Below are 23,011 nucleotides of genomic sequence, written 5' to 3'. Positions count from 1 at the left end.
TCTTTGTAGTCAGCTTTCAATTTAGGAGCAACAGTAGTCAGCGAATTGTTTAACAACTAAATCGAATTTGGCGTTGGCAGGAACTTCAAATGAGTCTGGCGCTTGGATGGTTTCCCATTGGTCGGTGCCGGGTAAGCGCACGTCCATGGATCCGCCCAGTAACTCCATTATTTCGGCCGCTTCGGTATTGAATGAATACTCGCCGGCTTGCATGAAGCCCAAGGTCTTTTTACTTCCGTCTTCAAATAGGACGGTTCGGCTGGTTACTTTCCCGTCGAAGTATACATTGGCTTCTCGAACTACAGTTACATTTTTGAATTCTGACATAATAGTTTTGTTTTTCTAAAACGTGATTTTAAATTGTTAAATGCGCAAGCTACATTGGGTAAAGGTGGGTCGCATTGTGTATGGCCTAACCTTTTCGTTCAAAGAATAAGGTAAACTCGTGACGATTGTAAGTCAGGTGAGTGCTTGCGAGTAAGGCCAATTCAGAATCCTTCGCAGCACCGACTGCCGTATGAAAGAGCGTATTCATTTCCTGGTAAGCTGTAGTGCCGGGAGTCTTCAAAGTGAATACTACCAGTCCGCCTGCTCGAAGGTATTGGGAAAGCCGAATCACTTGCCCCAGTGAAATTTCTACTTCGCCATTCATGTCGCAAAGAATGGCATCGTACTTCGCTTTGGCCGGAGGGTTGAATCTTGTCACGTCGGCTTTGCTAAAGTGTAGCCCCTTCCGGTTTTTGAGGCGTACATCCAGCGAAGCACGGTCAACCCCAGTGACCTGGTAATTTCGTTCGAGAAGCTCCGACGTCATTCCTCCCGGGCAAGCCCCCAACTCCAACCAATGGCTTCCAGGGTTAGGAAGGGTTCTGTGCAATTTCAAATAATGAAGTGCTTCAGCTATTTTTGCACCGGCACGGCTGATTGTGTGTGGCGCTTTCTGGCTGATGAATTTGGTGCCCCCAGGATAGAATCCGTTGGCTGCCGCGGGGCTTTGGATTCCACAGAATAATCCCTCCCTGCCGAGCAAGCAAAACAGACTTTCTTTAGTTGGCTCCTGACCTTCGACGTCTTTTAGATGTCCACCCGCCTGAGTGAACAAAGGAATGGTTCGTCCGCGGAGGTTTGTTGCTAACGACTTGTAGTATCTTCGAGGCGAGCTGACATCCAAACGCCCCATGAATATGCCTTGAGGATCTTGTTCTGAAAATTTCTTAAGTAAGGTCTGCGCTGCTTTCTCTATGAACCCTTCCATCTTCTCAGGATTGCATGGCCAGGTGTGATCCATGGGAAGGTTCCAGCGGATATAGCGAGCGGCATCGGAGCTTCTGTTGAAACCCGGTGACTGAATGAGGTAATATTCGTCGCCTAAACGTTTGGTTAAAGTAGCTCCGAGATCCGCAATGATTTCAGACGAGAAGTGCTCGAACGTCTTCGATATTCTTATCAACCATGGACGAGGTGCGCTTGATGAAGCTGGATGATTCACGCGGTGTGGATTTGATTGAGTGAATTCAGCCAACTAGCTCTTATCTGCTTTCCACTTTTCAAACCGGACGAGTGTGTCGGGATCGGTTGCCGGGTAGAGTCCGATAATAGGAACCCCTCGTTTAACTTCTTCGAGGGCAAATTCCTCAAACAGCTCCATCGGCTCCGCTTCTTCTAAAACTTGGTCCACCATGTGTGCAGGTATGACCATAACCCCGTCCGTGTCGCCCACCAGCACATCGCCTGGGTAGACAGGAACACTACCACAACTGATGGGGACATTGATATCTACGGCGTGGTGCTTGGTGAGATTGGTCGGCGCAGATGGTTTCGCCGTAAAGACAGGCATATCCAGTGCCATGGCGCCTCGGGCGTCGCGAATCCCTCCATCCGTTACACAGCCGGCTCCGCCACGGACTTGCAGGCGTGTCAAGAGGATGGAACCTGCAGAGGCCGCACTGGCATCCTGGCGACAATCCATGACCAACACGTGTCCTTCTGGACAGGTTTCCACAGCCAGACGTTGTGGGTGATCGGGTTTGCGAAATTCGGTGAGCTCGTCGGTATCTTCTCGGGCTGCTATGTAGCGTAGGGTGAAAGCGGGGCCGACCAACCTGTCTTCTTTTTTGTTGAGCGGAGAAACACCCTGGATGAAGGCATTTTTGAAACCATATTTGTAGAGTAGGGTTGCGATGGTCGGAGTGCTGACCTTTTTCAGGCGGGCACGAGTTTCGTCTGATAGAGATGGAATGTCGGAATCGTTCGAAGAAGAATCGGTCATGAAATGGTTTCATGGCAGAAATTAAATGGGGTCAACTGGAAAGGCTTCTATGAGGTGAATAGTCCTTGCTGCCCAAGCTAATTCTACTGGAAGTCTTCAGCTCGGTAGAGTTTGCCATCTCGCGAGGCGGTGAGCTTGCGTTGTTCAGATACGTATTTCTCTCCAACCCCGATGCATTATTGCCCCATGCGTTTCGGATGTAGGTAACTACATTGGCGAGGTCTTTGTTTGAAATGGTGGGGTTGGCTCCTAGGTCAGGCATAACGGCGGGTGGATTGTAGGTCTTTCCCGCCACTTCAATGGGACCCTCCATTCCGTGAAGCAGAATTTGGATCAGGCGATTGGGATCTCCGGTAACCCATTCAGAGTTGGCCAGTGGTGGCCCCAGATTGAGGAGACCGGCATCGTCCTGGCCGTGGCATGCCATGCAGACGGCTTTGCCTTCATAAATCGTTTTTCCACGAGCGTATGCTTCGAGGACTTTTCCCTTTAAATTATTCGATGCTCCTTTGGTCCGCGCTTCATGGACTCTTTTTGCCTCCAGTAATAGTCCCACAAAATCTCCTACGAAGGATTCGGGTTGGGCTTCTAGAAAATCAATAAGCTCTGGGAGATCCTTGTCAGCCGCCTTGAAGATTGTGTCTCGGAGTAGTTCGCTGTCGATCGGCGCCTGGAGGATTGGCAGCAAGGCCTTTCATCTTTTTGTGAAACCTAGTCGAGTGAGGTTGCGTGCTTTAAATACCTGATGAGTATCTGGGAATTGGATACAAGGGTCGAGCACGTCTTCTGGGTTGCTGGTGAGTGGTGCCAATTCCAGAGCGGTGATGGCAACGTCTGGATGAATTGAGTTTAAAGCTGTGTTGATTGTTTGACTGGTCAGCTCGCCTAAACCTTCCAGGGTCCATAATGCATGAATCTGTCCGAGCGGTTGTGACTGATCCATGGCGACGGAGTTAATAGAAGAAATGACAGAGGTATCTCGAGATTCTACGATCAGGCGCTGGGCCGTGTCGCGCCAAAATCCGTTTGGATGAGCCAGGTAGGGAACCAGTTTACTTACAGCCAATCCTTCGAGTTGTGGAAGCTCGCTTGTTTCTTTGCCGGTCCAACGTACTCGATAGATGCGACCTGCGTGGTTGTTCTGCTTATCCAGGCTTTAGTCGCTTCTTCCTATTGTTGAAAATGGATCATCGAATTCTCCACCGTCCGAATGACCAATGGTTTCTATCGGGATAGTTCCTCTAAAACCATTAATGACAGGCATGATGATTTTGTTCTCTGAATCAATGCCTAATAAGTTCCTCGATACAGCTCTAATAATGCTTCCATCGATGAAAGATTTAGTCACCGATGTTTCAGTCCAGCCAGGCTCCGTTGCAAGGGGGTAGTAGGATTCAATCTGGGCCATCGACTGCGATACGCAGAAGAAAGTGGCTAGGATGAAAACAACAGGTAGTTTGAGGAAATACTTTAAGGCGCTCATTGGATCAGCCTAGACGTTAGATTTCTATGAGGGAAATTACCTATTTTATTGCTTGTTTCTAGCGGACTTTGAGAAGTTTTTGACTCACTTTCCGAACTTATGCCCCGGATATTGGTCGAATAGGCTTTTGTTTTCGGGAATTCTTCCTATCAATCTTCTCAATATTTATACTTATATGAAAAAACTAATCATTACCTTCCTAAGTGCAGTCGTTCTTCTGTTTGCTGCGAATTCCGTTTCTGCCGCAGCTCATGGCGGAAATAAGGCTACTCCTCACTCAGTGATCCACGTCGTAACTGTTTCCTGGAAAGAGGATGCCTCTGAGAAACAAATTAAAGCAGCCCTTGATGGTGTTGTTACCCTTGCTAAAGAATACGACGGTATTTCCCGCGTATGGGTTAAAACAATCAAAGCCCAGGGCAATCGCAGTCACGCCTTTGTTATGGAGTTCAAAAGCCAGAAAGCATTGAAGGACTACGCTGATAGTGATGCTCAAAAGAAGTGGTACGAAGTGTACATTCCTGCCCGCCAAGCGAGCACGACCTTCGATATTACGAATTAGTCTGTTTTGGCTTAACCAATTTTCAAAGCCCCGAGGCAAATTGCCTCGGGGCTTTTCTTTTTTTGAGCTGACTATTTTATCGGCTCGCTAATTACAGCTGGGATTGATGGATTTTAATAAGTGTTTAGTCAGAAATTAACCACTACCAATCAATCGCCATGACCATAAGAGCCTAATGGACACTTCACGAATGAAATGAGAAGGCCTGACAATAGCCACGAATAGTTAATGCTCAGTAACATAGCTTAAATTCTTTTCTTCTAAATTCGTGTTCATTTGTGTCCATTCGTGGTTAACTCATTTTACTCAAAAAATAATTGGTCATTTCCAAATCAGTTAGAGCCTCAAGATAAATGAAAAAAATCCCCATTATTCTCATTCTCCTTTTCTCCGCGACCATCGGATTTGCTCAGAGTCTCGATTGGGAAGATTATGATCCTCCTTCAACCTTGGTCGTTCCTGAGAATCCAGTTAGCCGAGCCAAATTTCCTTTTGTAGATATTCATAGTCACCAATACCGAATGGGCCCCAGCGACCTAGATCGATTGGTCGGCGAGATGGATGAGATGAACATGGCCATCATGGTCAACTTATCTGGACGAGGAGGGGCTAGGCTTAAAGACATGGCCGATAATATTCTTAACGGTCATCCCAATCGTTTTGTGCTTTTTACCAACCTTGATTGGAACAATGTAGATGTTCCGGGTTGGCAGGAGCGAACCGTTCAGCAACTGGTTACTGACTTTGAGAATGGAGCAAAAGGATTGAAAGTGTTCAAGGGACTTGGCATTTCAAATAAAGACTCCAAAGGTAATCGCGTGGCGGTTGATGATCCTCGTCTTGATCCGGTTTGGGCTAAGTGTGGAGAACTCGGTATTCCTGTTCTCATTCATTCGGCTGACCCCCAACCATTTTGGGAACCACACGATAATCAGAATGAACGTTGGTTGGAACTTAAGACGCATTCTCGGCGCAAACGTGGCGATGATAATCCCGCTCCTTGGGAGCAGATCATTGGTGAGCAGCACAACATGTTTAAGAAGCATCCCAATACCCAGTTTATTGCGGCTCATCTGGGATGGTTAGGAAACGACTTAGGGCGTCTGGGTAGAACCATGGACGAGATTCCCAATATGAACGTGGGCATCGCGGCAGTCATCGCCGAGCTCGGTCGTCAGCCTCGCATGGCCAATCGATTCTTTGAAAAATACCAGGACCGTATATTATTCGGCAAAGATTCGTATCAGGTTCACGAATTTCCGACTTACTTCCGTGTCTTGGAAAGCGATGATGAATATTTCCCTTACTACAAACGGTACCACGCCTTCTGGAGAATGTACGGTTTGGATCTCAGCGATGAAGTGCTCAAGAAGGTCTATTACAAGAATGCCGTTCGCCTCATTCCCGGTTTGGATGCGTCTTTGTTTCCGGAGTAATACCTAGTTTTGGTGGAATTGGATCTTCACCGGGTATTTCATTTTCCAATACAGCATAATAGCAAACCCAATAGCTGCACCGCCAACATGAGCGAAGTGTGCGATTCCTCCTCCGAATAGAGAAACTCCTGTGATTCCCGAAAACAGGTCAAGGAGTACAATAGCTGGAATGAAAAACTTGGCAGGGATGGGAATGGGAAGGAAGATCAGGCTGAGCTTGGCATTGGGAAATAACACTCCAAATGCAACTAAGATACCGTAGACAGCTCCAGATGCACCTATCGCGCTCGAGCGGTAATTTGTTATAAGCGCAGTTACAGTATCTTTAGGCACCTTTGCAATCAAAGTTGGATCCGCCTTAGATTCTTGTAGGAGTGTTAGCATATTCTCTGGAGTGAATCCTGCCGCTATGAACGCCTGGTATGCGTTATTGAAATGATAGTAATTGACGCCGAGGTAAACGAGGCCAGCTCCAATACCAGCTGTGAAATAGAATATGAGAAACCGTTTCCATCCCCAAATCATAGTCAGTGGCATGCCAAAAGACGCTAAGGCAAACATGTTACAAAAGATATGTAGTAGGCTACGGCTATCATGAAGAAACATGTGGCTGATCAGCTGAAACACCTGGAATGAATCCGCTTTGGGAAAATATAAGGCGAAGTGATTCAGGATCGTTTGGTAGATATTCGGAGCCACGAGAGCAGGTAGATAGATGATTCCATTGATGGAAATCAGCGCCAGGATAACAGGTGGAATTTGTTTCATTGCTCTAGTAATAATGGTACGACCATAGAACGTATCCCGGAGGAAACTTGTATGGTTTGATAATCAAACGACAATGGCTTTGGGCGGACCTTATCCTTTAAGCCCGAGCCCTATGGATTTGCAGTATCGGATACTCTCTTCGATCTCGGCCTTTTGGTAATCTTGAGTCGCTTTGTCCGCATCGTGAGAGGCGACATCAGATTTTGGACCGACAGGTGCTTTCCAAGGTGCGCGAGGAACGCCGTTTCTGGCCCATCGAATATAGCGAGCCAAGGTGGCTGGTTTTACGTCCGAATAGAATTCCCAAAATTCATCCTGGAGGAAGGGAATCTCTCGGTTAAATCCGGATATGGTTTCAATGTGAACGGGAACACCAGGGCAAAGTTCTTGGAAACGATCAAAGTACTTCTCCCAGTCAACCATACCTTGTCCCATGGCAGTCCATTGGACCGTGGTTCCGTTTTCTGAAGGCCAAATCGCCGAGTCACGTAAGCTGGTTGTTAGAGCGTATTTGCCCATGACTTCGAGATTTTCCAAAGGATCTTCCAACGTCCATGAGGCATTTCCCGCATCGAGATTGGCTCCCATGTAGTCGCTTCCGCCAGCTTCTTCAATGAGCATGACTACTTCGCGCGCTTGCATATCACCTGCATGGTTTTCCATCGCGATTTTGACACCCGCGTCCATGGCTTGCGAGCGGCAAGCACGGCAAACTTTAGCCGTGTCCTGGATACGAGCCATGATGCCACCTTCAGTCTTTCGATCATCGCGATTCCCTAAGACAACCCGAATGACAGGTGAACCGAGATTCTCTGCTACGCGGATGGACAGACGAAGGTGTTCTTCAGCGGTACCCCAGTCGTCCTTGAAAGTCACTGATGTGGGGCAGATACTCCAAGTGCCAACATGAATGTCGATGCCGAGATCATCGGCTTTTTTCCTTACATCCGTTAGGTAGTTTTTGTCGAAACTCTTGAAATGGTTCAGGTCCGACATAAACAAAGAGTCGATCCCTAGCTTCTCCGAATACTTCAAATGATCCTCGACCATCCAATTCATCGCCCGGACAGCAAAATTGTCGTAACCGAGTTTACTACCCTTTTTTTTGTGATGAGCAGCCGGGCTGGCTAGAGGGCTGGCAGCCAAGGTTGCAGCTCCAGCTGCAGTTGCTTTTAAGAAGTGTCTACGAGAATGGGTCATGGCTTGGGTAGTAAATGATTTATGAATTGTATCTTTACTAACCAAAAAAATCGGACTCTGAGCTGCCTTGAAAGCAAAAACGCATGAGATTAGGCACTTTCACCCTCGGGATTGTTACTGGATCAACTTGGGTAATTGTGCAGAGTCGAAAAGTCATCTAGCGAAACCCACCTCATGAAATCTATCATAAAACTGTTAGCCATCAACCTAGCTGTCCTTAGTGCGATGTTTTTTACAGTAGAGGTAGCGGGACAGATACTATTCTACCTATTGAAAGGGCACACCATTTATAGTGATCTCCCCTACGGTGAGGATGACAAGCATCATCAGGACCTCTTTGAATATCATCCTTACCAGGTAGGTCGTATGCAAAAAAACGTAGTGGTCGAATTCAATGGTATTACCATGAGTTCAACAGACTATCACACGCGTACTACTGGGTCGCCCGAGAACGATGATGATTGCATTCGAATTGCGGCACGGGGTGGATCCACAACCTTTGGCACGAAGGTCACGGATAGCGATTCCTGGCCAGCACAGCTTCAAACGAAACTCGGAGATGGATACAGTGTGCGGAATTATGGTGGACCTGGGTTTTCAACCGCGGAAGCCATTGTTCAATTAGCGATGACAGTTCCTGAGTGGAAACCACACTACGTGATCGTTTATCAAGGATGGAATGATATCCGGAATTATCATGATCCTGCCTTCACGCCTGACTATTACAGTCATGGGGTTACACAAGTGAGCAACCTGCGGCTGCCTTTTTATTGGAAAAGGGGTTTCCTGGTGGAAGCTGCAGAGATATCTTTCATCTTTAAGGTAATCGGTTTTTTGAATTATAAATTCTTTCCATATAAACCAAGACATTTAGAAACTGTACCTGATCCAGATCCTAGGGTGGATGCTGCCTATGAGCGAAATTTGAAAACCTTGAAAGTTTTATCAGAGTACCTTTCAGCAGAAGTTATCTTTGTTCCGCAGATTCTAAACGATGCGTTTCTTCTGACGACTGGGATTGAGAACTTAGGTTGGGCGAATTATATCCGACTATCTGATATGCCTAGATTAATGTCCCACTTTAATGAAATTACGGCAGGTATTTGTGAGTCAGGTGACCAGGACTGCTTCTTTGTTGAATCAGTGTTAAACGTAGATTGGCAAGAAAGCGATTTTGTGGATCGTGGACACTTTTCTGCTCAGGGAGGAGACAATTTTTCTGACGAGCTAGTTAAGCTCTTTGAAACCCTGTAAATATCCACGGATGTCACCAAGACTCTGAATCGTGGTGTCTGATGGTTGTTAATATTAGGTGCTTTGCTAAACGAAGCGCTTGCTTTTTGCAGACAATGACCCGATGTATTATTGCGTCGAGATTGCCGAATAGAAGTTTTCTCAACGATCCGATCCGTGAAAAGTCTAATCCAATTTCTATTAATTGCCTGCTGTGTACTTGGACCCGTTCAGGCAACTCCTGTTTCTTGCGCTGATAATACAAGAAGCGTAAACATAGCCTCAACCTTTACTCAGGTTGAGCAAAAGATCCTCTTCGGGACCATCAAAACAAGGGTAGATCTAGATATTGGTCGCCTGACCTTGATTGACGGGTTTCTCGAGGGTACTTATCGAGTAAAGATAGATGAAGACACCGTTCCTGCTCCATTTAGGTTTGATGCCAAGAGCAAAAATGAAATGGGTCAGATCTCCTTGCCCTTCAATGATTCTTTTACGGAGTTTTCGACTACAGGCGGAATTCTAAAGGGCCAAGGCTACTGTATCGAAAAAGATAAATCCCGAGATATTACATGTGAGGTAATTCAAGATGCCGATAGCACAGAAACAGGAACCATTAAATTGACCATCAATACAGGGGATCGAATTATGGATTTTGTTTCAGAGTATTCGGTAGTCGGAGAATGAGTCTTGGGACGATTGGCCTGATAGGCGGTTTCCTATTTTAAGCGCCACTCGTATTTATCGGAATCAAAATGGTAAGCCCCTTTTGTGGGAACTTCTTCTGGATAGCGGCTTGGAAGCCAGGCCTTAAATTGTTTTGTGAGCTCACTGTGAGTCGATACCAGATTGGTCCACTCATGAGGATCACTCAGAGTATCATACAGTTCCTCACCTTTCCGTCCTTCATCGTAGCTTATGTAACGCCAGTCTTTGGTTCGAATGGCGGTATTACCTTTGAGGTAGTCAATGATCGCAGGGTGTTCCCAGGAGATGTCTGGGGTTTTTAGTAAGGGGATAATATTGACGCCATCCAGATCTGACGGGGTTGGTAGATCACACAAGCTTGTCAGAGTCGGGTAGAGGCAGGTCAAGTCGACTGGAGCGTCTGTTTTGGTGCCAGCTTCCGTTACTTCTGGAACAACCATGATGAAAGGCACATGGGTAGAACGTTCCCAAAGCGTGTTCTTTGCGTAGTGATCTTTTTCGCCAAATGCATATCCATGATCCGACCAAAGAACAATGATGGTGTTTTCCGTGTATGCGCTTTTGTCGAAGGCTTTCATAAGCTCCCCAATCATCGTATCCGCATGGGCAATACTCGCTAAATAGGAGCGTACGCAATTCTCGAGTTCCTTGTGCTCTTCAATCATGCGCAAATCGTTGCGCCGGTACTCAGCCATGATTTGACCACCTTCGGGTACGTCATCGAGGTCACCTGGCTTATTGATGGGAAGTTCGACCTCGTTTTCAGGAAGCGCATCAAAGTATTGTTTGGGAGCGTAAAATGGCAGGTGAGGCTGGAATATGCCTACTGCCAGAAAGAATGGCTTCTCATGTTTTCGAGAGAGGAATTCACTGGCCCAGTTTACCGTCTTTCCGTCACCCATCTCCATGGGCTTTACCTCCATAGATCCCCAGTCTAGGGAATCATTGGGGTGCCGGGGCATCTGGTCGGTTAAGTAACGGCGATCTTCTCCACGGCGTTTGAAGTAATCGACGATCAGGTCTTTATCCTGAACGAGGTCGAAGTATTCATCCCATTGATCAGGTGGATTGAAACCGTCGGTATGATGATGCACCTTGCCGCCGCCAGCTGAGTAATAGCCGTTTTGTTTGAAATGATGGGGTAGTGTAAGCAGATCCGGATACGCGGGTCGCCACCAATGTCCATTGCTATAGAGCCCGGTCGTTGAAGCCCGTTTACCGGTTAATATCGCTGCGCGACTGGGGCCACATTTGGGGCTAGGCGCATGGGCATTAGTGAAGAGTAAACCTCTGGCCGCCAATGCATCGATGTTTGGCGTAGGTACTCGGTCCGACCCCAGGCAACCAACCCAGTCGTTCATATCGTCTACCGAGATGAAGAGGACATTCGGGGAACGTGACGTTCCATCCATTTTCTTAGTGGCGTAAGCTAAAAGCGGAGTGCTTAGAGCGAGGAGTAGGATAAGTTGCTTCATAAGGGTAGGGCCCGATCGCCGAGCGGGCCGTTTGTATCTGAGTTTCGGACGGCTCGGCGATCCGTCCCTACCTGATTACCTTGCAATTTCATCGATAGTCAAAGTCGCAAACACGATATCCTTATCCTTTTCGTAAAGTAAGGCCACCTTGCCATCGGCTTTCTTTGCTAACGACGAATAGGCAGAAGGTCCTTCATAGATAAGGAGTTCGTGGGGCCAGGTTTTGCCGTCATCCTTACTTGCCTGAACCGTCATGCGGATGCGTTGGCCACGTTCGGCTTGAATGGGAGGATTGGGATTGGAGAAGAGCAAGGTATCCTCGTCGAAGCGAATGATGCTGGCTTGCACACGTGGATCGCCCAGATGTTTGTCGAAGCGTGGTTGGGTCCAGGATTCCCCGCCATTGGTGCTGAATGCAATCGAGCGGTAACCGTTTCTAGGGCGTTTAGTTTCAGCTACGCCTTGCGATCTCATATTCATCATCAAACGACCGTCTGAGAGCTCAACCACCTGACTCTCGTTAACGGTGGGTTTTATGATATTGCTGACCGACCAGCTATCTCCACCGTCATCACTGTAAAGTGTATGGGCGCCATAGAAATCTGCGGTTGAGTGATTTGCTGGAATAACCAAACGGCCTTTATTGGGACCGGTTTCTAATTGAATTCCGACACCAGGGCCCGTGGCGTACCAAAACCATGAGGCGTCTTTTACATCGGAGGTGATTTCTTTCGGTTCTGTCCAGGTCAGGCCATCATCATCGGAGTGCGTTTGGAAAACGCGTCGGGTATCTTTGGAGGTTCCGGCATGAAGATCTCTTCCATGATCACTCGCAAGATTCCAGCAAATGACGTTGATGATGCGTCCGGTTCGTTGGTCAACCACAGGGCAAGGGTTACCTGCTGTTTCATCACCGGCGTCCCAAACAACAATCGGGGCTGACCAGGTTCGGCCATTGTCGGTTGAGCGTTTGAGAATCATGTCGATATTGCCACTATCGCCGCGATCGTCTTTACGCGCTTCACAGAAGGCTAAAAGGGATCCGTCTTTGGTAGTGATCAGAGCTGGGATCCGGTAGTTCGAGTAGCCACCTTCTCCGGATTTGAAGATCATCTTCTCGGTTACAGCAAAGAGCGGGGAGCCGAGAGCAAAGAGTAAAAGAATTGAAATGGTTTTCATTTGGGTAGGGCCCGATCGCCGTTTCGAGCGAAGCGACACTAACACGGGCCATGGATTATTTAAGTTTTAAGTTTGATAAGATTATTTTAAAGGCAGAGCTCCCTGCCAGCCAAGTTCGAGTATCTTTCGGTGTTGGTAAAGCGAGGCAGCTTTATTGAGTTCCTTGGCGATATTGGTCATTTCATTGGGATCTGACCGGTGGTCGTAAAGTTCTTCTTCGAGAATCGCGCCGCTCTTCCAATCTTTCCATTGAACGTAGCGATAGTTTTCTGTGCGAACGGCATAACCCATGACGTCTCCGTGTTGCTTGTGTTTTATCTCAGCGTAATCACGTGGGTATTGGTTAAAGGCAGCTGTCTTCCAGGGACGGTTCGGACGACTAAGTAAAGGTTCCATGCTTAAACCTTCCAGGTTATTGGGAGCTTTTAGATCACAGAGTTCTGTCAGGGTTGGATAGAGATCGACGAGTTCCACAAAGGCTTTGGAAATGGCTCCCTGTTCTTTTTGGTCAGGAACGGAGAGGATGAGTGGTACGCGAGCTGACAGTTCAAAATTGTTGGCCTTGGTCCATAGCCCTTGCTCGCCCAGGTGGAAGCCGTGGTCTCCCCAAAGGCAGATGATGGTATCGTCGGCGAGATCGAGTGTTTCGAGTTTGTCCATCAATCGACCGAGGAGGGCATCGATATAACTGATACATGCATAGTAGCCATGGCGAACTTCCTGGACCTTGGCGGGTGGAATATCTGCCAGGTTCTTCGGGATATCGGTGTAGCCCTCTATTTCATTCCAGGTACGGGTTGCGTATTCGGGGGCACCTTTGGGGTGAAATTTTGAAATAGGGTCAGGAATCTCGGAACGATCGTACATATCCCAATATTTCTTGGGAGCTACGACCGGCAAGTGTGGTTTTCGAAAACCTACCGCCAGAAAGAATGATTCGTCACCTCTTGCAAATCGTTCTAAGGCCTCTTCGGCGGCATCGCATACCATGCCGTCCACAAAAGTGTTGTCGGGTGTATCGTAACCTTCTGTGGCGGATCGTTTGTGTGCATTGACTGCCAGGTTTTCTGGTGACGCGTAGCGCCAGGTATGAGGTCGACCGTAGTCGAATAGCGGATCCTCCGACCAGGAAGGCTCGTCGTACATGGAGACTCCACTGCCGTGGAGAATTTTGCCGATTGAGATACTTTGATAGCCATTTTGTTTGAACAACTGGGGAAGGGTGACCAGATCGGGTAGCGTTTCCCTGAAATGGGTCTTAAGGTCCCAAACCTTGATACTGTCAGGTCGCAGTCCAGTTATGAGCGACAGGCGAGAGGGGCCGCACACGGCGAGTTGGCAATAGGCTTTGCTAAAAAGCGTGCCTTTGGATGCCAGTCGGTCAAAATTCGGTGTGATAGCTATGGGATCACCATAACATGCTAAATCAGGCCGCAAATCATCGATGGCTATGAAGAGGACGTTCTTCTTTGGAGTTGATTCAGCTCCAAGAGCAAAGAGCGTGGAGCTTAGAGCGCAGAGTAGAAGGAGTTTCTTCATTGAGGTTAGACAACTGTAGGAGCGGGTTTACCCCGCGATCGCTCGGACAGGAATCGAATATCGGGGCATTAAGCCCTTACCAATCCAGCTATTCAAAAAAATAATCGGTGTAAGTTAAAGTCAGTTTCGATTTATCAGGCTGCCCGTCTACGAAACAGGCGTCGACTTCGGCTTTGAGACGCAGGACGTTGTTGTAATTGAGCATCGGATCGTTTGTTTCTTCACGCCATTGTTGTAGACGAGCCTGTAGGTCCGCCAGGATGCGACTATGCTTTGGGTCGTTGGCGAGGTTGTTAAATTCGTGCGGATCGTTTTTCAAGTCGTAGAGCTGAAGCTTGGCCGGCTTTTCCATCTGGTAGTAAGCGGATCGAATCGGTTCCGGAGCCAGGTTTATTGTATCCATTAAACTATCGAAGAAACGATTGTTGGTAAATTGGTAACCCGGATTCGTGATTCCAGGCATTAAATTTAAAATGAGTTTGTAACGATCGTTCTGAATGGTTCGTTGGGGGTAGTAATTGTGAGCCGAGTGAATATGGAATTCGGTAAACAGGTGAGTGCGCCATTCCGTGTGTTCCCCTTTGAGAAGGGGAATCAACGAGCGACCGGGGAGATTGGGGATGGGAGCTGTTCCTGTGGCTTCAAGGACGGTGGGAGCCAGATCGATGAGAGAAACCAGTTCGGTTGATATAAGGTTGGTTTTCGTTTGTCCCGGCCAGCGAACGATGAAGGGAATGCGTGTCCCGCCTTCATAGGAGGTGCGTTTGCCGCGCAGCATGTCTGCGCCGTGATCTCCGATATACACCACTAGGGTATCTTCGGCTTTCCCGCTTTTCTCCAGAACCTGAAGGAGATCGCCAATAAGCGTATCCAAACGCATCATACAGTTGTAATGATCCGCCGTGTTTTGGCGAAGCTGTTTATTATCGAGACCGAAATAGTCCAGAGGTGTTACGTCCTCACCGGTCAACGGTTTGCTTGGAATGCCGTCCACCTGAGGTATAAATGGCCGGTGTGCGTCCGGGTAATTGATACTCAGGAAGAACGGTGCATCGCCAGCATTTATAAAGGTCTTCGCTTCTCTCTCGTATCCAGGCAGGTCATCCCGGTTGAAATTCGACTTGCTGATGGCCTCAAAATCCCAGCGGAAGGCTGACTCTGGATTGACGTGGAGCTTACCAATGATTCCCGTTCGATAGCCGGCTTCTTTAAAACTGCGGGACAAGTTCGGTGTGTTCTCATCATACATGCGGAATTTCCAGGTGGCTAATCCGATTTGCCCGTTCTGATGAGGATAGAGTCCGGTGAGAAAAGAGGCCCGCGACTGACTACATCCGGCTTGTGCTACGTAGGCGTTTTTGAACAGGACGCCTTCACTGGCCAACTTATCCAGGTTCGGAGTTCGTACATAAGGTTCGCCATAGCTACTCAGTTCCTGGCCGTTGTCTTCCGAGACGATGAGTAGGACGTTTGGGCGCTGTGCGTTCAAAGCAGAGAGCAAAGCACTGAGAGCGAAGAGAAGAAGAGCTTTTATTTGGAAAGTCATAGGGTAGGGCCCGATCGCCGAGCGGGCCGTGTGCCTTTGGGTTGCGGCCCGCTCGGCGATCGGGCCCTACCTTCAATTGTCTTAAGACCATTGCTGTTTTTATATAAACTCATTGTTTTGCACTCCCGATTTCTCCGACATTCATTTCTGGAATCCATTTGCCAAGTTCATCCATAATTTTTCGGCTACCAGTTTTATTGGCCAGATTATTCCATTCATGAGGATCGTTCTCAGTATCATACAATTCTTCATCTCCCTCGGCGTACCGAATATACCGATATCGGTCATTGCGTATCGCATGGTTATCCTGGCCGTAAGTGATGATGACCGGATCTTTTGTCGCATTTGGGTTCTTTAGGAGCGGGGTCAGGCTATCTCCTTCCAGGTGTTCTGGTGCTGGTAAGCCGCACAGCTCCACCAAGGTGGGGTAGAGGTCAATGAGTGATACGGGTCGAAGGCTGACCTGGCCTTCCTTAAACCCGGGTGCGACGATGATGTAAGGGATGCGAGTCGCCTTTTCGTAAAGAACGAACTTCTCCCAATTTTCCTTTTCGCCTACATGGAAGCCGTGGTCTGACCATAGGACGATGATGGTATTGTCAGCATGTCCACTGGCATCCAAGGCATCGATCAGTCGACCGACATTATGATCCGCAAAACTGGATGCCGCCTGATAACCCCGAACGGCCTCGTCAAAGATGTTTGGATTGCGGGCTTTTTCCGCGGCGAACGTACTCATGAAACTGCGGGCTCGCAACATTGCGATCGCGGGTTCGGGTAAGTCGTCCAAATCGTCTTCTTTGATGATTGGTGGTTGAAATGAATCCATGGGGTATTGGTCAAACCAAGCCTGAGGTGCATAGAAGGGCATGTGTGGGCGGTAGATCCCGGTGGCTATAAAGAAGGGCCCCTCCGCGTTCTTGATTTTATCAATGGCCCAATTCACCGTTCGGTTGTCGATATGAAAATCTTCATCAGGTGGGTAGATCCCCCAGTCAAAATTCCGACTCACAGATCCTTTTCTTCCGTCCTGACGAGTCCATTGTTTGATATCGTTTAAATTGCCACTGGCCGGCATGGGCCGATCAGGTTGTTTAGTGGGGAATTCGACATATTCATCAAAGGCTTCGTAGCGATAGAACGCCGTGCCGTGATGATGGAAAATCTTGCCCGAGGCGTAGGTTCTGTATCCGTTGTCTTTAAAATGTTGAGGCAGGATGGTGACATCCGGCATCGCCTTGTTCCAGTTACTGCTGTTGTTGTAGACACCACTGGAAGAGGGACGCACACCGCTTAGAATAGATGCACGAGAAGGATTGCAGGCAGGTGAGTTTGTGTAGCCTCTCGCAAAGAAGGTGCCGCGTTCTGCCAGTCGTTCGAGATTAGGAGTTTGGATGGGATTGGATTTATCAAACAACGTTGTCCAATCGTTCATGTCATCGATGGCGATGAACAATACGTTCATGCGAGCTGAATCAGCTCGCAGAGCAAAGAGCAGAGAGCAAAGGGCGAGGAAAAAGTATGTACTCCTATGCATTTTGTTTCTGAGGAATGATTAAGGAAGTTAGGAATCCTATTCCAACACATACACCAATACCGACCAATCCGTATAAGAGTCCATTGAGATCAGTGAAGTATTTGCTGTAGAGGATGGCTAATAAACTGCAGGATACACCCATCCAGGCATGGATGTGGCTGGCTCGTTTTATGAAGAGTCCGAGTAGAAATAATCCTGCTAAAGGACTGCCGATGAGGCCCAGGATACTTACTAATAAATCGAATATATGTCCGGTGTCCATTGAGGAGAGCACAAGGGCAAATACAGTTCCGAGGATTCCAAGGAAGCCTACGAGTTTGCGGGCAAATATCAGTTGGTCTTTGTCGCTCCAATGGTCGCGGAATCGTTTGATAAAATCGTTGGAGACGGCAGTGCAGATAGAGTGCATACTGCTATCCAGGCTGGACATGGCCGCGGCAAATACTCCTGCTATGACAAGCCCGGCTAATCCTGCTGGCATTTGGTTTGCGACAAACCAAGGCAGGATTTGATCGTTCTTTTGCAGAGGACCGAGTAAATCAGGATTGGTTTTATAAAAGACGAACAGTGCGATCCCCATGAGTGAGAAAATGAATGAAGCTGGAATAGCCAGTAGCGCATTGGTCCAAACCGCTTTTTGCGCTTCCTTTTCGGTGCTCGTGGTCAGGTAGCGTTGAACGACTGCCTGATCGGACGTGTAGGGGACTAAGGCATTTGAGAAGATGGCTCCCAGAATTAATACCATGAATGAGTCTGTAGCCCAGGACCATTCAATCGCCGGCATCTCAAACTTTCCGGATTCTTTTCCTAAAGATACCAGAGCCGAAAAGCCACCGTCTAACTGAGTGACGATTAACCCCAGTGCGAGCAGGGCGCCGCCGATTAGAACTACCACCTGAATCACGTCGGTCCAGATGACGGCCTTGATGCCACCGAAGGCAGTGTAGACGGTGGCGATCAACCCCATCAAGACGATGCAGAGGGTGAGGTTGAATCCAGTAACCGCTGAAAGCGCGAGCGCTGGAAGAAACACCACAATGCCCATGCGAAACAGTTGAAAAACGATGAACGAAGCGCTTCCAAACAATCGAAGGCCCAGATCAAAACGATCTTCAAGGAATTGATACGCCGTAACGGCGTTGAGTTGTCTTAAACGAGGTATGTAAATGTATACGATCAGTGGAGCGACTATGATGATGCCGGCATTTAGCAAGATGGCGGACCAACTTGTACCATAGACTCTGGCTGGAAGGGCGAGGTAGGTAATGGCACTAAGGGTTGTACCGAAAATACTCATACCAGCTGCCCACCAGGGGATGGACCGTCCGCCCACATAGAAGTCGTCCGTTGTTTTAGTCGTTCTTGCGCAATAATAACCGATTAGGATCAAAGCGCACATGTAGACTATGAGGGTTATCCAGTTTAGAGTACCGAAAGAAGAAGAGGCAAATGGAGTTGAGACTTTCCATATATTTGGCGTTCGAACACGAGGGCGAATTTCTCCCGAGGCAATGATGTAATCATCTCCCCATTTGGCTACCTGGGTGGTGACGTGATTCTGAGGAATGTCACCGCCCTCTTGCCATGTATCCGTAAGGGCGTTGTAAGCCCATGCTTTTTCGGGAAAACCGGGATGATCGTCTTTTAAGTCGTCGGCTTGATGAAAGAGTGAGCCGTCGGCCCCACCGACTACGAAAATATGATTTTCTCCAACGGGAAAGGCTTCGCCAGCCATGAGGCAGGCAGGGGAGTCGGCCAACTGCTTCCACTCATTGCTTCTGGGGCTATAGGCGTAGGCGTCTTTGAGGAATTCGAGTTCTCCATTTTCTTTCTCCAGGCGACCGCTAAACATGAAGATTTGTTCTTCTCTCCCATTGTGTTGGGCAGTGACGAGGTTGAGTCCACGGGCGGGACCTGGCCATGAGGGAAGCACTTGCCAGCCTGTGGCAAGATTGTCCATGTCGAGCATCCAGAGATTGTTAAGAGCGGACGATAGGGCGTTTGTTTCGGTGCCACCCGCTACGTAGACTTTATTGCCGATGGTAGCCGCCATGGAAAAGGCGAGTCTCTTGGGTAGGCTGGGGAGGGACTCCTGGCTGATAGATTTACTGGATGGGTCCCATTTGAGAATGAAAACGTCTGTGTAGGTTTGAGCCGCGTCGTTGCCGCCCATGCAAACCACGCCATCAGGCAGGGAAACAGACGCGCCGTAACCGAGTGGAAGTGGTAGACTGCCACCTTTGGTCCATTCACCTGAACGTTCCAGTACCCAGATATCATCGTGCCATACTTTGTCTTCTCCCCAGTAGGGCTTCGGAAAGTTGGCTCCACCGGCCACGATGAGGGCGTCGTTATGAACGCCCACGTAGGGACCCGCTACACCCAGTGCATCTGTCTGGTTACCAACGGGAGGTAGGTCAGCTAGTTGCTCCCAATCGAGAAATTCTGACGCGTTTATGAAGCACGATGTTAGAGAAAGGAGGACAAAGATGAGTAAGTTGCGTTTCATTTATGGTCTTCCGTATTCCTCCAAAAGCTGGGTGTAGGCACTCTTATAGTATAGAATATCTGCACCGTGAATGATCAACTTCGCGCCGGCATCTTGCATGAATTGGGAGTGCTCGGCATCAAAAACCAGAGTCCCAAATATTTTTCCAGCAGCCAGTGTGTCATCAGCGATTTGTTTGGCGGCTTGGAGAACGTCATCATGTTTGATCTGGCCCGGCTTCCCGGAAAGTAGTGAGAAGTCTCCAGGTCCGAAAAAGATGCCATCGACTCCTTCGACTTCTGCGATTTCCCGGACATGGGGTAGGGCGGCTGGTGATTCGATCTGGATAAGGAGCCAGTTTTCCTGGTTCGCTCTTTCAGTGTAATCGTCTGCCGGATACGCTCCGAAATTATTGTCCGCACTCCCACCGTCAAATCCACGTTCGCCTAGCGGAGCAAATTTGGACCAGCGGACAACTTCTCTGGCTTCCTCGGCTGATTCGCAGCGAGGGTACATGATTCCATGGGCACCTGCTTCAAGCATGCGACCCATGCGCATGGTTTCCCAGCGTGCAGGACGTGCGAGGACATCTACATCGCCAACCCTCGCGGCTCGACAGAGGTTTGCGAATGTTTCGACGCTCTTGTCATTGTGTTCCAAGTCGTACCAAAGGAAATCGAAGCCCATCTGGCATAGCGCTTCGGTGTGAACCGGGTCGGTTGATTTTACGAGAGTTCCAAGAGCCAATCCCCCGTCATTCCAGATTTGTTTTACCTTACTTGATCGCATAGTGGTGGATTGAAATTTAGTTTTAGCTGCAGGCTTATCGCTAGTCAGATCGATTGGTACACTCAAGGTACCAAACGAGAGATTAGGTTTAGGTTTTAGTTCTTTTGATGCTTTTTCCGGTTCTGAATTCTGGAATCAATAAGGTTCGATGATTTCTTAAGGTATCCCCTTGTATGCGCTCTTCCAGGATTTGATGGATCTTTACCGCTCGTTTTCTGGGATTGAATTCATAGCAAGCAGGCTTGGGGCTCAGGTGATGGAGAAAATCACATTCGTGACGACTGATTAGGGATAGGTCGGAGGGAATTTTAATTCCCATTTCAAGGGCCTGGGTAAAGATTCTTAAATACTGAAAGGGGGAATCAATGAACAGGGCGGTTATTGGATTGTTTCCTGATATCACTTGTTCGAGGGTCGCTCTGTAATCATGAGCTTCGACCGCATGACGGACGATTTTTAATGAAGGCTTCGCGCTGCTATTGAGTAGCGTGGATTTGAAACTGGCCAAGCATTCCTGGTCGCCGGGAAACACCGTTCTGCTGCGCACGTATCCAATACGTTGATGACCTTTGGATGCAAGTAGGCCTGCTGCATGTCGTCCGATCGCTTCGTAATTTAAATCAATGCTTGGAAGATCAATTCCTCTAAAAGGAGATCCGCAAATGATAGCTGGAATGCTCTGGTTCCTGAATTGGCTTTGTATGTTCTTAGAGCAACGGATTAGTAGCCAGCATTTGTGGTTGGTTGATTTGATCAGTTTCTTTAACCCAGTGGCAGGTGAACGACTGATTTCTGGGATGCTGTCATGGATAAACACATTCCAGCCGCGTTTGGCTACGCGGTGCTGTAATGCGGGAATCCAGGTCAGACTTCTGGCTTCTTCGTTCTCCTCCTGAGCTCCAATAAGGATACCGATGGATACGGCTTCGGTTTGGGGGAATTCTTGCTTAATCCGTTTCTTTATGAGGTAGCCTGATCCCGGGATGGATGCAATGATGCCTTCCTCCTGCAGTATTCTGAGAGCGTACCGAAGGGTCCCTCGACTCACCTGGAATTGGTCGGTCAGTTGACGTTCACTCGGCAATGTATTTCGCCAATTCTTATTGGCGATGTTTGATTTTAGCTCTGCTAGAACGTCATTACGGAGCAATTGCCTGGTTAAGGTCATCTTGGGTGCTGATCAATAGGAGTGGGTAACTGAATTGGTACACAATGTGGACAGATGCCGACAAAGTAAATCAGGAACCGATAAACGTCTTCCTACTCTGGAGCAGGTAGTGAAAGTATTTGGCCGTCCTCGAGTATCTTTTGGCGCAGCCGAGCGTAGTCTACTTCTTGGATAGTAGAGTGATGATCGATCATCTGACAAGCCGCAGTAGCTGCGGAGTGGGACAACATCATGAAGGTGGGTTCTATACGGACGGAGCCAAAAGCGACATGGCTGGCGGAGACGGCAAAGGTAACAAGAAGATTGGTGCACTCACTCGTTTTCGGAACAATCGCATCGTAGCCAATGCCGTAGGGTTTGACCCGAACGCTGGCCGGGCTCTTGCCTTCTCGAAATACCAGGTCTTGGCAGGCGATTCTTTGAATCTCGTGAATGTCGATACCGTAGGAAGCCATGGCTACAGGTTTGTCATCAACGACCGCTCCTTTGCAGTGATGTTCTGTTAATACTAAGTCGGAGACCATGTGGCGTGCTTCTCGTATATACAATTGGTAAGGCCAACCACCATTGTCGGTAAACTCGTCTTTGCAAAGTCCGAAGGAGCGAACTTGTTCCTTTAGCTTTTGCGGAACCACCGGATCGCTGCCCAGGAAGTAGAGAAGGCCCATATGGTAGTCCCGCTGCTAGTCGTAAAGCTCCTGTCTCTGATCCCAATCGGCATCGGGCCAGTCCCAGCTCAGCCCTGGGATATTTGATCCAAAGGTGGCTGTATTAAAATCCCATTTATCATTCACCAAGGGATCGAGCTTGGTGAACCAGCGTATGTGCATGTCGTCTCCTTGTAGGAGACAGGCCTGGATGAAACGACGTTGTATCTCGTAATTCCAGGGATCGTAGTTGTCTGGTTTGGTGATAGGGATGCGGTTGTTGGGATTATCCGTCATGCAAAGGCGGAAACAATAGGCCTGAACGCCTTCTGCTTCTTCTCCATTCTTTTCTCCGTTGTAGGGCTTTATGGTTGGAAGCAATCCGCTGTTTTTGTCCGTGGGATCGATGTAAGGTGAAATCGGGATATCGCGGTCCCAGATACCTTTTCGGTCGGCTCTTCGGCCGTTCTTTCCGGGCACTCCCCAGTAGATGGAGGGATTGTATTTTTTCAGACTAAATCCATTTCCCGTCTCATTGTAGACCGCATTGGCTTCTCGAGTGGTCGTATAACTCACTCCTGCTACCGCCATCAGGTCGCCTTCATAGGTGGCATCGATGAATACCTTGGCTTGGTAGTAGGAGCCGTCAGTCATGGTTATGGAGAGTATCCTGGTGCCGTCCATTTGGGCGGACCTGATTCGTTTATCAAAGCGAAGAGTAATGTTACTGTCCTCAATATACTCCATGAACAGTTTTTCCGCTCCACTGGGTTCAATGACAAGGTCGCCGCCGGTATGGGCGAAGTAATTATCGAACTTGAGATCTTTACCGTAGCGTGCAGCGAGTTTTAAGAAGTATTCGCGGGCAATGCCACCGATGGTAGCGGGGTTTCCGACGTCGAGGACACTCAGGCCACTCGAAGTCATGCCACCTACGTGCTGGTAGGGTTCCAGCAGAACAACGGATTTTCCCATACGGTCTGC

The 23,011-nt window shown here is 48.5% G+C and carries 22 protein-coding genes; 4 read left to right on the top strand and 18 right to left on the bottom strand.

Annotated features, from left to right (window positions below; all coding sequences use genetic code 11):
* Positions 1–21: 21 nt before the first annotated feature.
* From GA003_09770 to GA003_09745, 6 genes are all read right to left on the bottom strand, one after another.
* Positions 22–327 carry a pyrimidine/purine nucleoside phosphorylase gene (locus tag GA003_09770; GenBank protein ID QXD30215.1) on the bottom strand — a complete coding sequence of 102 codons (306 nt, stop codon included), beginning with the start codon at positions 325–327 and terminating at the stop codon, positions 22–24.
* A gap of 85 nt (positions 328–412) precedes the next feature.
* Positions 413–1,489: a hypothetical protein gene (locus tag GA003_09765; protein ID QXD30214.1), complete on the bottom strand. Its 1,077-nt coding sequence runs from the start codon at positions 1,487–1,489 to the stop codon at positions 413–415.
* Positions 1,490–1,522: 33 nt separating this feature from the next.
* Positions 1,523–2,269: a ribonuclease activity regulator RraA gene (locus GA003_09760; protein QXD30213.1), complete on the bottom strand. Its 747-nt coding sequence runs from the start codon at positions 2,267–2,269 to the stop codon at positions 1,523–1,525.
* A 31-nt stretch (positions 2,270–2,300) separates the two neighbouring features.
* On the bottom strand, positions 2,301–2,957 hold the full coding sequence (locus tag GA003_09755; GenBank protein QXD30212.1) for a cytochrome c: 657 nt from the start codon (positions 2,955–2,957) through the stop codon (positions 2,301–2,303).
* Between the two features lie 6 nt (positions 2,958–2,963).
* Entirely contained in the window at positions 2,964–3,335 is a 372-nt protein-coding gene (locus GA003_09750; GenBank protein QXD30211.1) for a hypothetical protein, read from the bottom strand.
* A 90-nt stretch (positions 3,336–3,425) separates the two neighbouring features.
* Positions 3,426–3,752 (bottom strand): hypothetical protein, encoded by a 327-nt coding sequence (locus GA003_09745; protein QXD30210.1) that lies wholly within the window; start codon positions 3,750–3,752, stop codon positions 3,426–3,428.
* A gap of 175 nt (positions 3,753–3,927) precedes the next feature.
* Between GA003_09745 and GA003_09740 the strand changes: the two genes are divergently transcribed.
* Positions 3,928–4,314: a Dabb family protein gene (locus GA003_09740; GenBank protein ID QXD30209.1), complete on the top strand. Its 387-nt coding sequence runs from the start codon at positions 3,928–3,930 to the stop codon at positions 4,312–4,314.
* Between the two features lie 353 nt (positions 4,315–4,667).
* Positions 4,668–5,750, top strand: coding sequence for an amidohydrolase family protein (locus GA003_09735; GenBank protein QXD30208.1), 1,083 nt, complete (start codon positions 4,668–4,670; stop codon positions 5,748–5,750).
* Positions 5,751–5,753: 3 nt separating this feature from the next.
* Here the strand turns inward: GA003_09735 and GA003_09730 are convergent, their stop codons facing one another.
* Positions 5,754–6,518 carry a rhomboid family intramembrane serine protease gene (locus GA003_09730; GenBank protein ID QXD30207.1) on the bottom strand — a complete coding sequence of 255 codons (765 nt, stop codon included), beginning with the start codon at positions 6,516–6,518 and terminating at the stop codon, positions 5,754–5,756.
* 90 nt (positions 6,519–6,608) lie between these two features.
* Positions 6,609–7,718, bottom strand: a complete 1,110-nt coding sequence (locus tag GA003_09725) for a sugar phosphate isomerase/epimerase (protein QXD30206.1) — start codon at positions 7,716–7,718, stop codon at positions 6,609–6,611.
* Positions 7,719–7,892: 174 nt separating this feature from the next.
* Between GA003_09725 and GA003_09720 the strand changes: the two genes are divergently transcribed.
* Positions 7,893–8,972, top strand: coding sequence for a hypothetical protein (locus GA003_09720; protein QXD30205.1), 1,080 nt, complete (start codon positions 7,893–7,895; stop codon positions 8,970–8,972).
* Between the two features lie 156 nt (positions 8,973–9,128).
* Entirely contained in the window at positions 9,129–9,638 is a 510-nt protein-coding gene (locus GA003_09715; protein ID QXD30204.1) for a hypothetical protein, read from the top strand.
* 32 nt (positions 9,639–9,670) lie between these two features.
* On the opposite strand, the gene GA003_09710 is transcribed toward GA003_09715, so the two are convergent.
* From GA003_09710 to GA003_09665, 10 genes are all read right to left on the bottom strand, one after another.
* Complete coding sequence (locus GA003_09710; GenBank protein ID QXD30203.1) at positions 9,671–11,134, bottom strand: sulfatase; 1,464 nt, start codon at positions 11,132–11,134, stop codon at positions 9,671–9,673.
* Between the two features lie 75 nt (positions 11,135–11,209).
* Positions 11,210–12,313 (bottom strand): glycoside hydrolase, encoded by a 1,104-nt coding sequence (locus GA003_09705; protein ID QXD30202.1) that lies wholly within the window; start codon positions 12,311–12,313, stop codon positions 11,210–11,212.
* Positions 12,314–12,394: 81 nt separating this feature from the next.
* Positions 12,395–13,852, bottom strand: a complete 1,458-nt coding sequence (locus tag GA003_09700; protein ID QXD30201.1) for a sulfatase — start codon at positions 13,850–13,852, stop codon at positions 12,395–12,397.
* Between the two features lie 88 nt (positions 13,853–13,940).
* Entirely contained in the window at positions 13,941–15,398 is a 1,458-nt protein-coding gene (locus GA003_09695; protein QXD30200.1) for a sulfatase, read from the bottom strand.
* 109 nt (positions 15,399–15,507) lie between these two features.
* Entirely contained in the window at positions 15,508–16,935 is a 1,428-nt protein-coding gene (locus GA003_09690) for a sulfatase (protein ID QXD30199.1), read from the bottom strand.
* Positions 16,928–19,444, bottom strand: coding sequence for a sodium/solute symporter (locus GA003_09685; protein ID QXD30198.1), 2,517 nt, complete (start codon positions 19,442–19,444; stop codon positions 16,928–16,930). The genes GA003_09690 and GA003_09685 overlap by 8 nt, the downstream gene beginning before the upstream one ends.
* Positions 19,445–20,212, bottom strand: coding sequence for an aldolase (locus GA003_09680; protein ID QXD30197.1), 768 nt, complete (start codon positions 20,210–20,212; stop codon positions 19,445–19,447).
* An 88-nt stretch (positions 20,213–20,300) separates the two neighbouring features.
* Entirely contained in the window at positions 20,301–21,380 is a 1,080-nt protein-coding gene (locus GA003_09675) for a substrate-binding domain-containing protein (protein ID QXD30196.1), read from the bottom strand.
* Positions 21,381–21,472: 92 nt separating this feature from the next.
* Positions 21,473–22,048 (bottom strand): FAD-dependent oxidoreductase, encoded by a 576-nt coding sequence (locus GA003_09670; protein ID QXD30195.1) that lies wholly within the window; start codon positions 22,046–22,048, stop codon positions 21,473–21,475.
* 15 nt (positions 22,049–22,063) lie between these two features.
* Positions 22,064–23,002 carry an FAD-dependent oxidoreductase gene (locus GA003_09665; GenBank protein QXD30194.1) on the bottom strand — a complete coding sequence of 313 codons (939 nt, stop codon included), beginning with the start codon at positions 23,000–23,002 and terminating at the stop codon, positions 22,064–22,066.
* Positions 23,003–23,011 lie beyond the last annotated feature (9 nt).

The organism is Opitutia bacterium ISCC 52 (assembly GCA_014529675.2).
In the GTDB taxonomy this organism is placed as follows: Bacteria; Verrucomicrobiota; Verrucomicrobiia; order Opitutales; family UBA2995; genus UBA2995.
The sequence above is the reverse complement of the archived record's forward strand: the minus strand, read 5'-3'. Positions and strand labels throughout refer to the sequence as shown.

Coding starts and splice junctions, on each gene's coding strand:
- GA003_09675 (QXD30196.1), bottom strand. CDS start 21,380: ATGACCTTAACCAGGCAATTGCTCCGTAATGACGTTCTAGCAGAGCTA.
- GA003_09695 (QXD30200.1), bottom strand. CDS start 15,398: ATGACTTTCCAAATAAAAGCTCTTCTTCTCTTCGCTCTCAGTGCTTTG.
- GA003_09710 (QXD30203.1), bottom strand. CDS start 11,134: ATGAAGCAACTTATCCTACTCCTCGCTCTAAGCACTCCGCTTTTAGCT.
- GA003_09725 (QXD30206.1), bottom strand. CDS start 7,718: ATGACCCATTCTCGTAGACACTTCTTAAAAGCAACTGCAGCTGGAGCT.
- GA003_09685 (QXD30198.1), bottom strand. CDS start 19,444: ATGAAACGCAACTTACTCATCTTTGTCCTCCTTTCTCTAACATCGTGC.
- GA003_09735 (QXD30208.1), top strand. CDS start 4,668: ATGAAAAAAATCCCCATTATTCTCATTCTCCTTTTCTCCGCGACCATC.
- GA003_09690 (QXD30199.1), bottom strand. CDS start 16,935: ATGCATAGGAGTACATACTTTTTCCTCGCCCTTTGCTCTCTGCTCTTT.
- GA003_09705 (QXD30202.1), bottom strand. CDS start 12,313: ATGAAAACCATTTCAATTCTTTTACTCTTTGCTCTCGGCTCCCCGCTC.
- GA003_09770 (QXD30215.1), bottom strand. CDS start 327: ATGTCAGAATTCAAAAATGTAACTGTAGTTCGAGAAGCCAATGTATAC.
- GA003_09665 (QXD30194.1), bottom strand. CDS start 23,002: ATGGGAAAATCCGTTGTTCTGCTGGAACCCTACCAGCACGTAGGTGGC.
- GA003_09745 (QXD30210.1), bottom strand. CDS start 3,752: ATGAGCGCCTTAAAGTATTTCCTCAAACTACCTGTTGTTTTCATCCTA.
- GA003_09740 (QXD30209.1), top strand. CDS start 3,928: ATGAAAAAACTAATCATTACCTTCCTAAGTGCAGTCGTTCTTCTGTTT.
- GA003_09720 (QXD30205.1), top strand. CDS start 7,893: ATGAAATCTATCATAAAACTGTTAGCCATCAACCTAGCTGTCCTTAGT.
- GA003_09760 (QXD30213.1), bottom strand. CDS start 2,269: ATGACCGATTCTTCTTCGAACGATTCCGACATTCCATCTCTATCAGAC.
- GA003_09680 (QXD30197.1), bottom strand. CDS start 20,212: ATGCGATCAAGTAAGGTAAAACAAATCTGGAATGACGGGGGATTGGCT.
- GA003_09670 (QXD30195.1), bottom strand. CDS start 22,048: ATGGGCCTTCTCTACTTCCTGGGCAGCGATCCGGTGGTTCCGCAAAAG.
- GA003_09730 (QXD30207.1), bottom strand. CDS start 6,518: ATGAAACAAATTCCACCTGTTATCCTGGCGCTGATTTCCATCAATGGA.
- GA003_09700 (QXD30201.1), bottom strand. CDS start 13,852: ATGAAGAAACTCCTTCTACTCTGCGCTCTAAGCTCCACGCTCTTTGCT.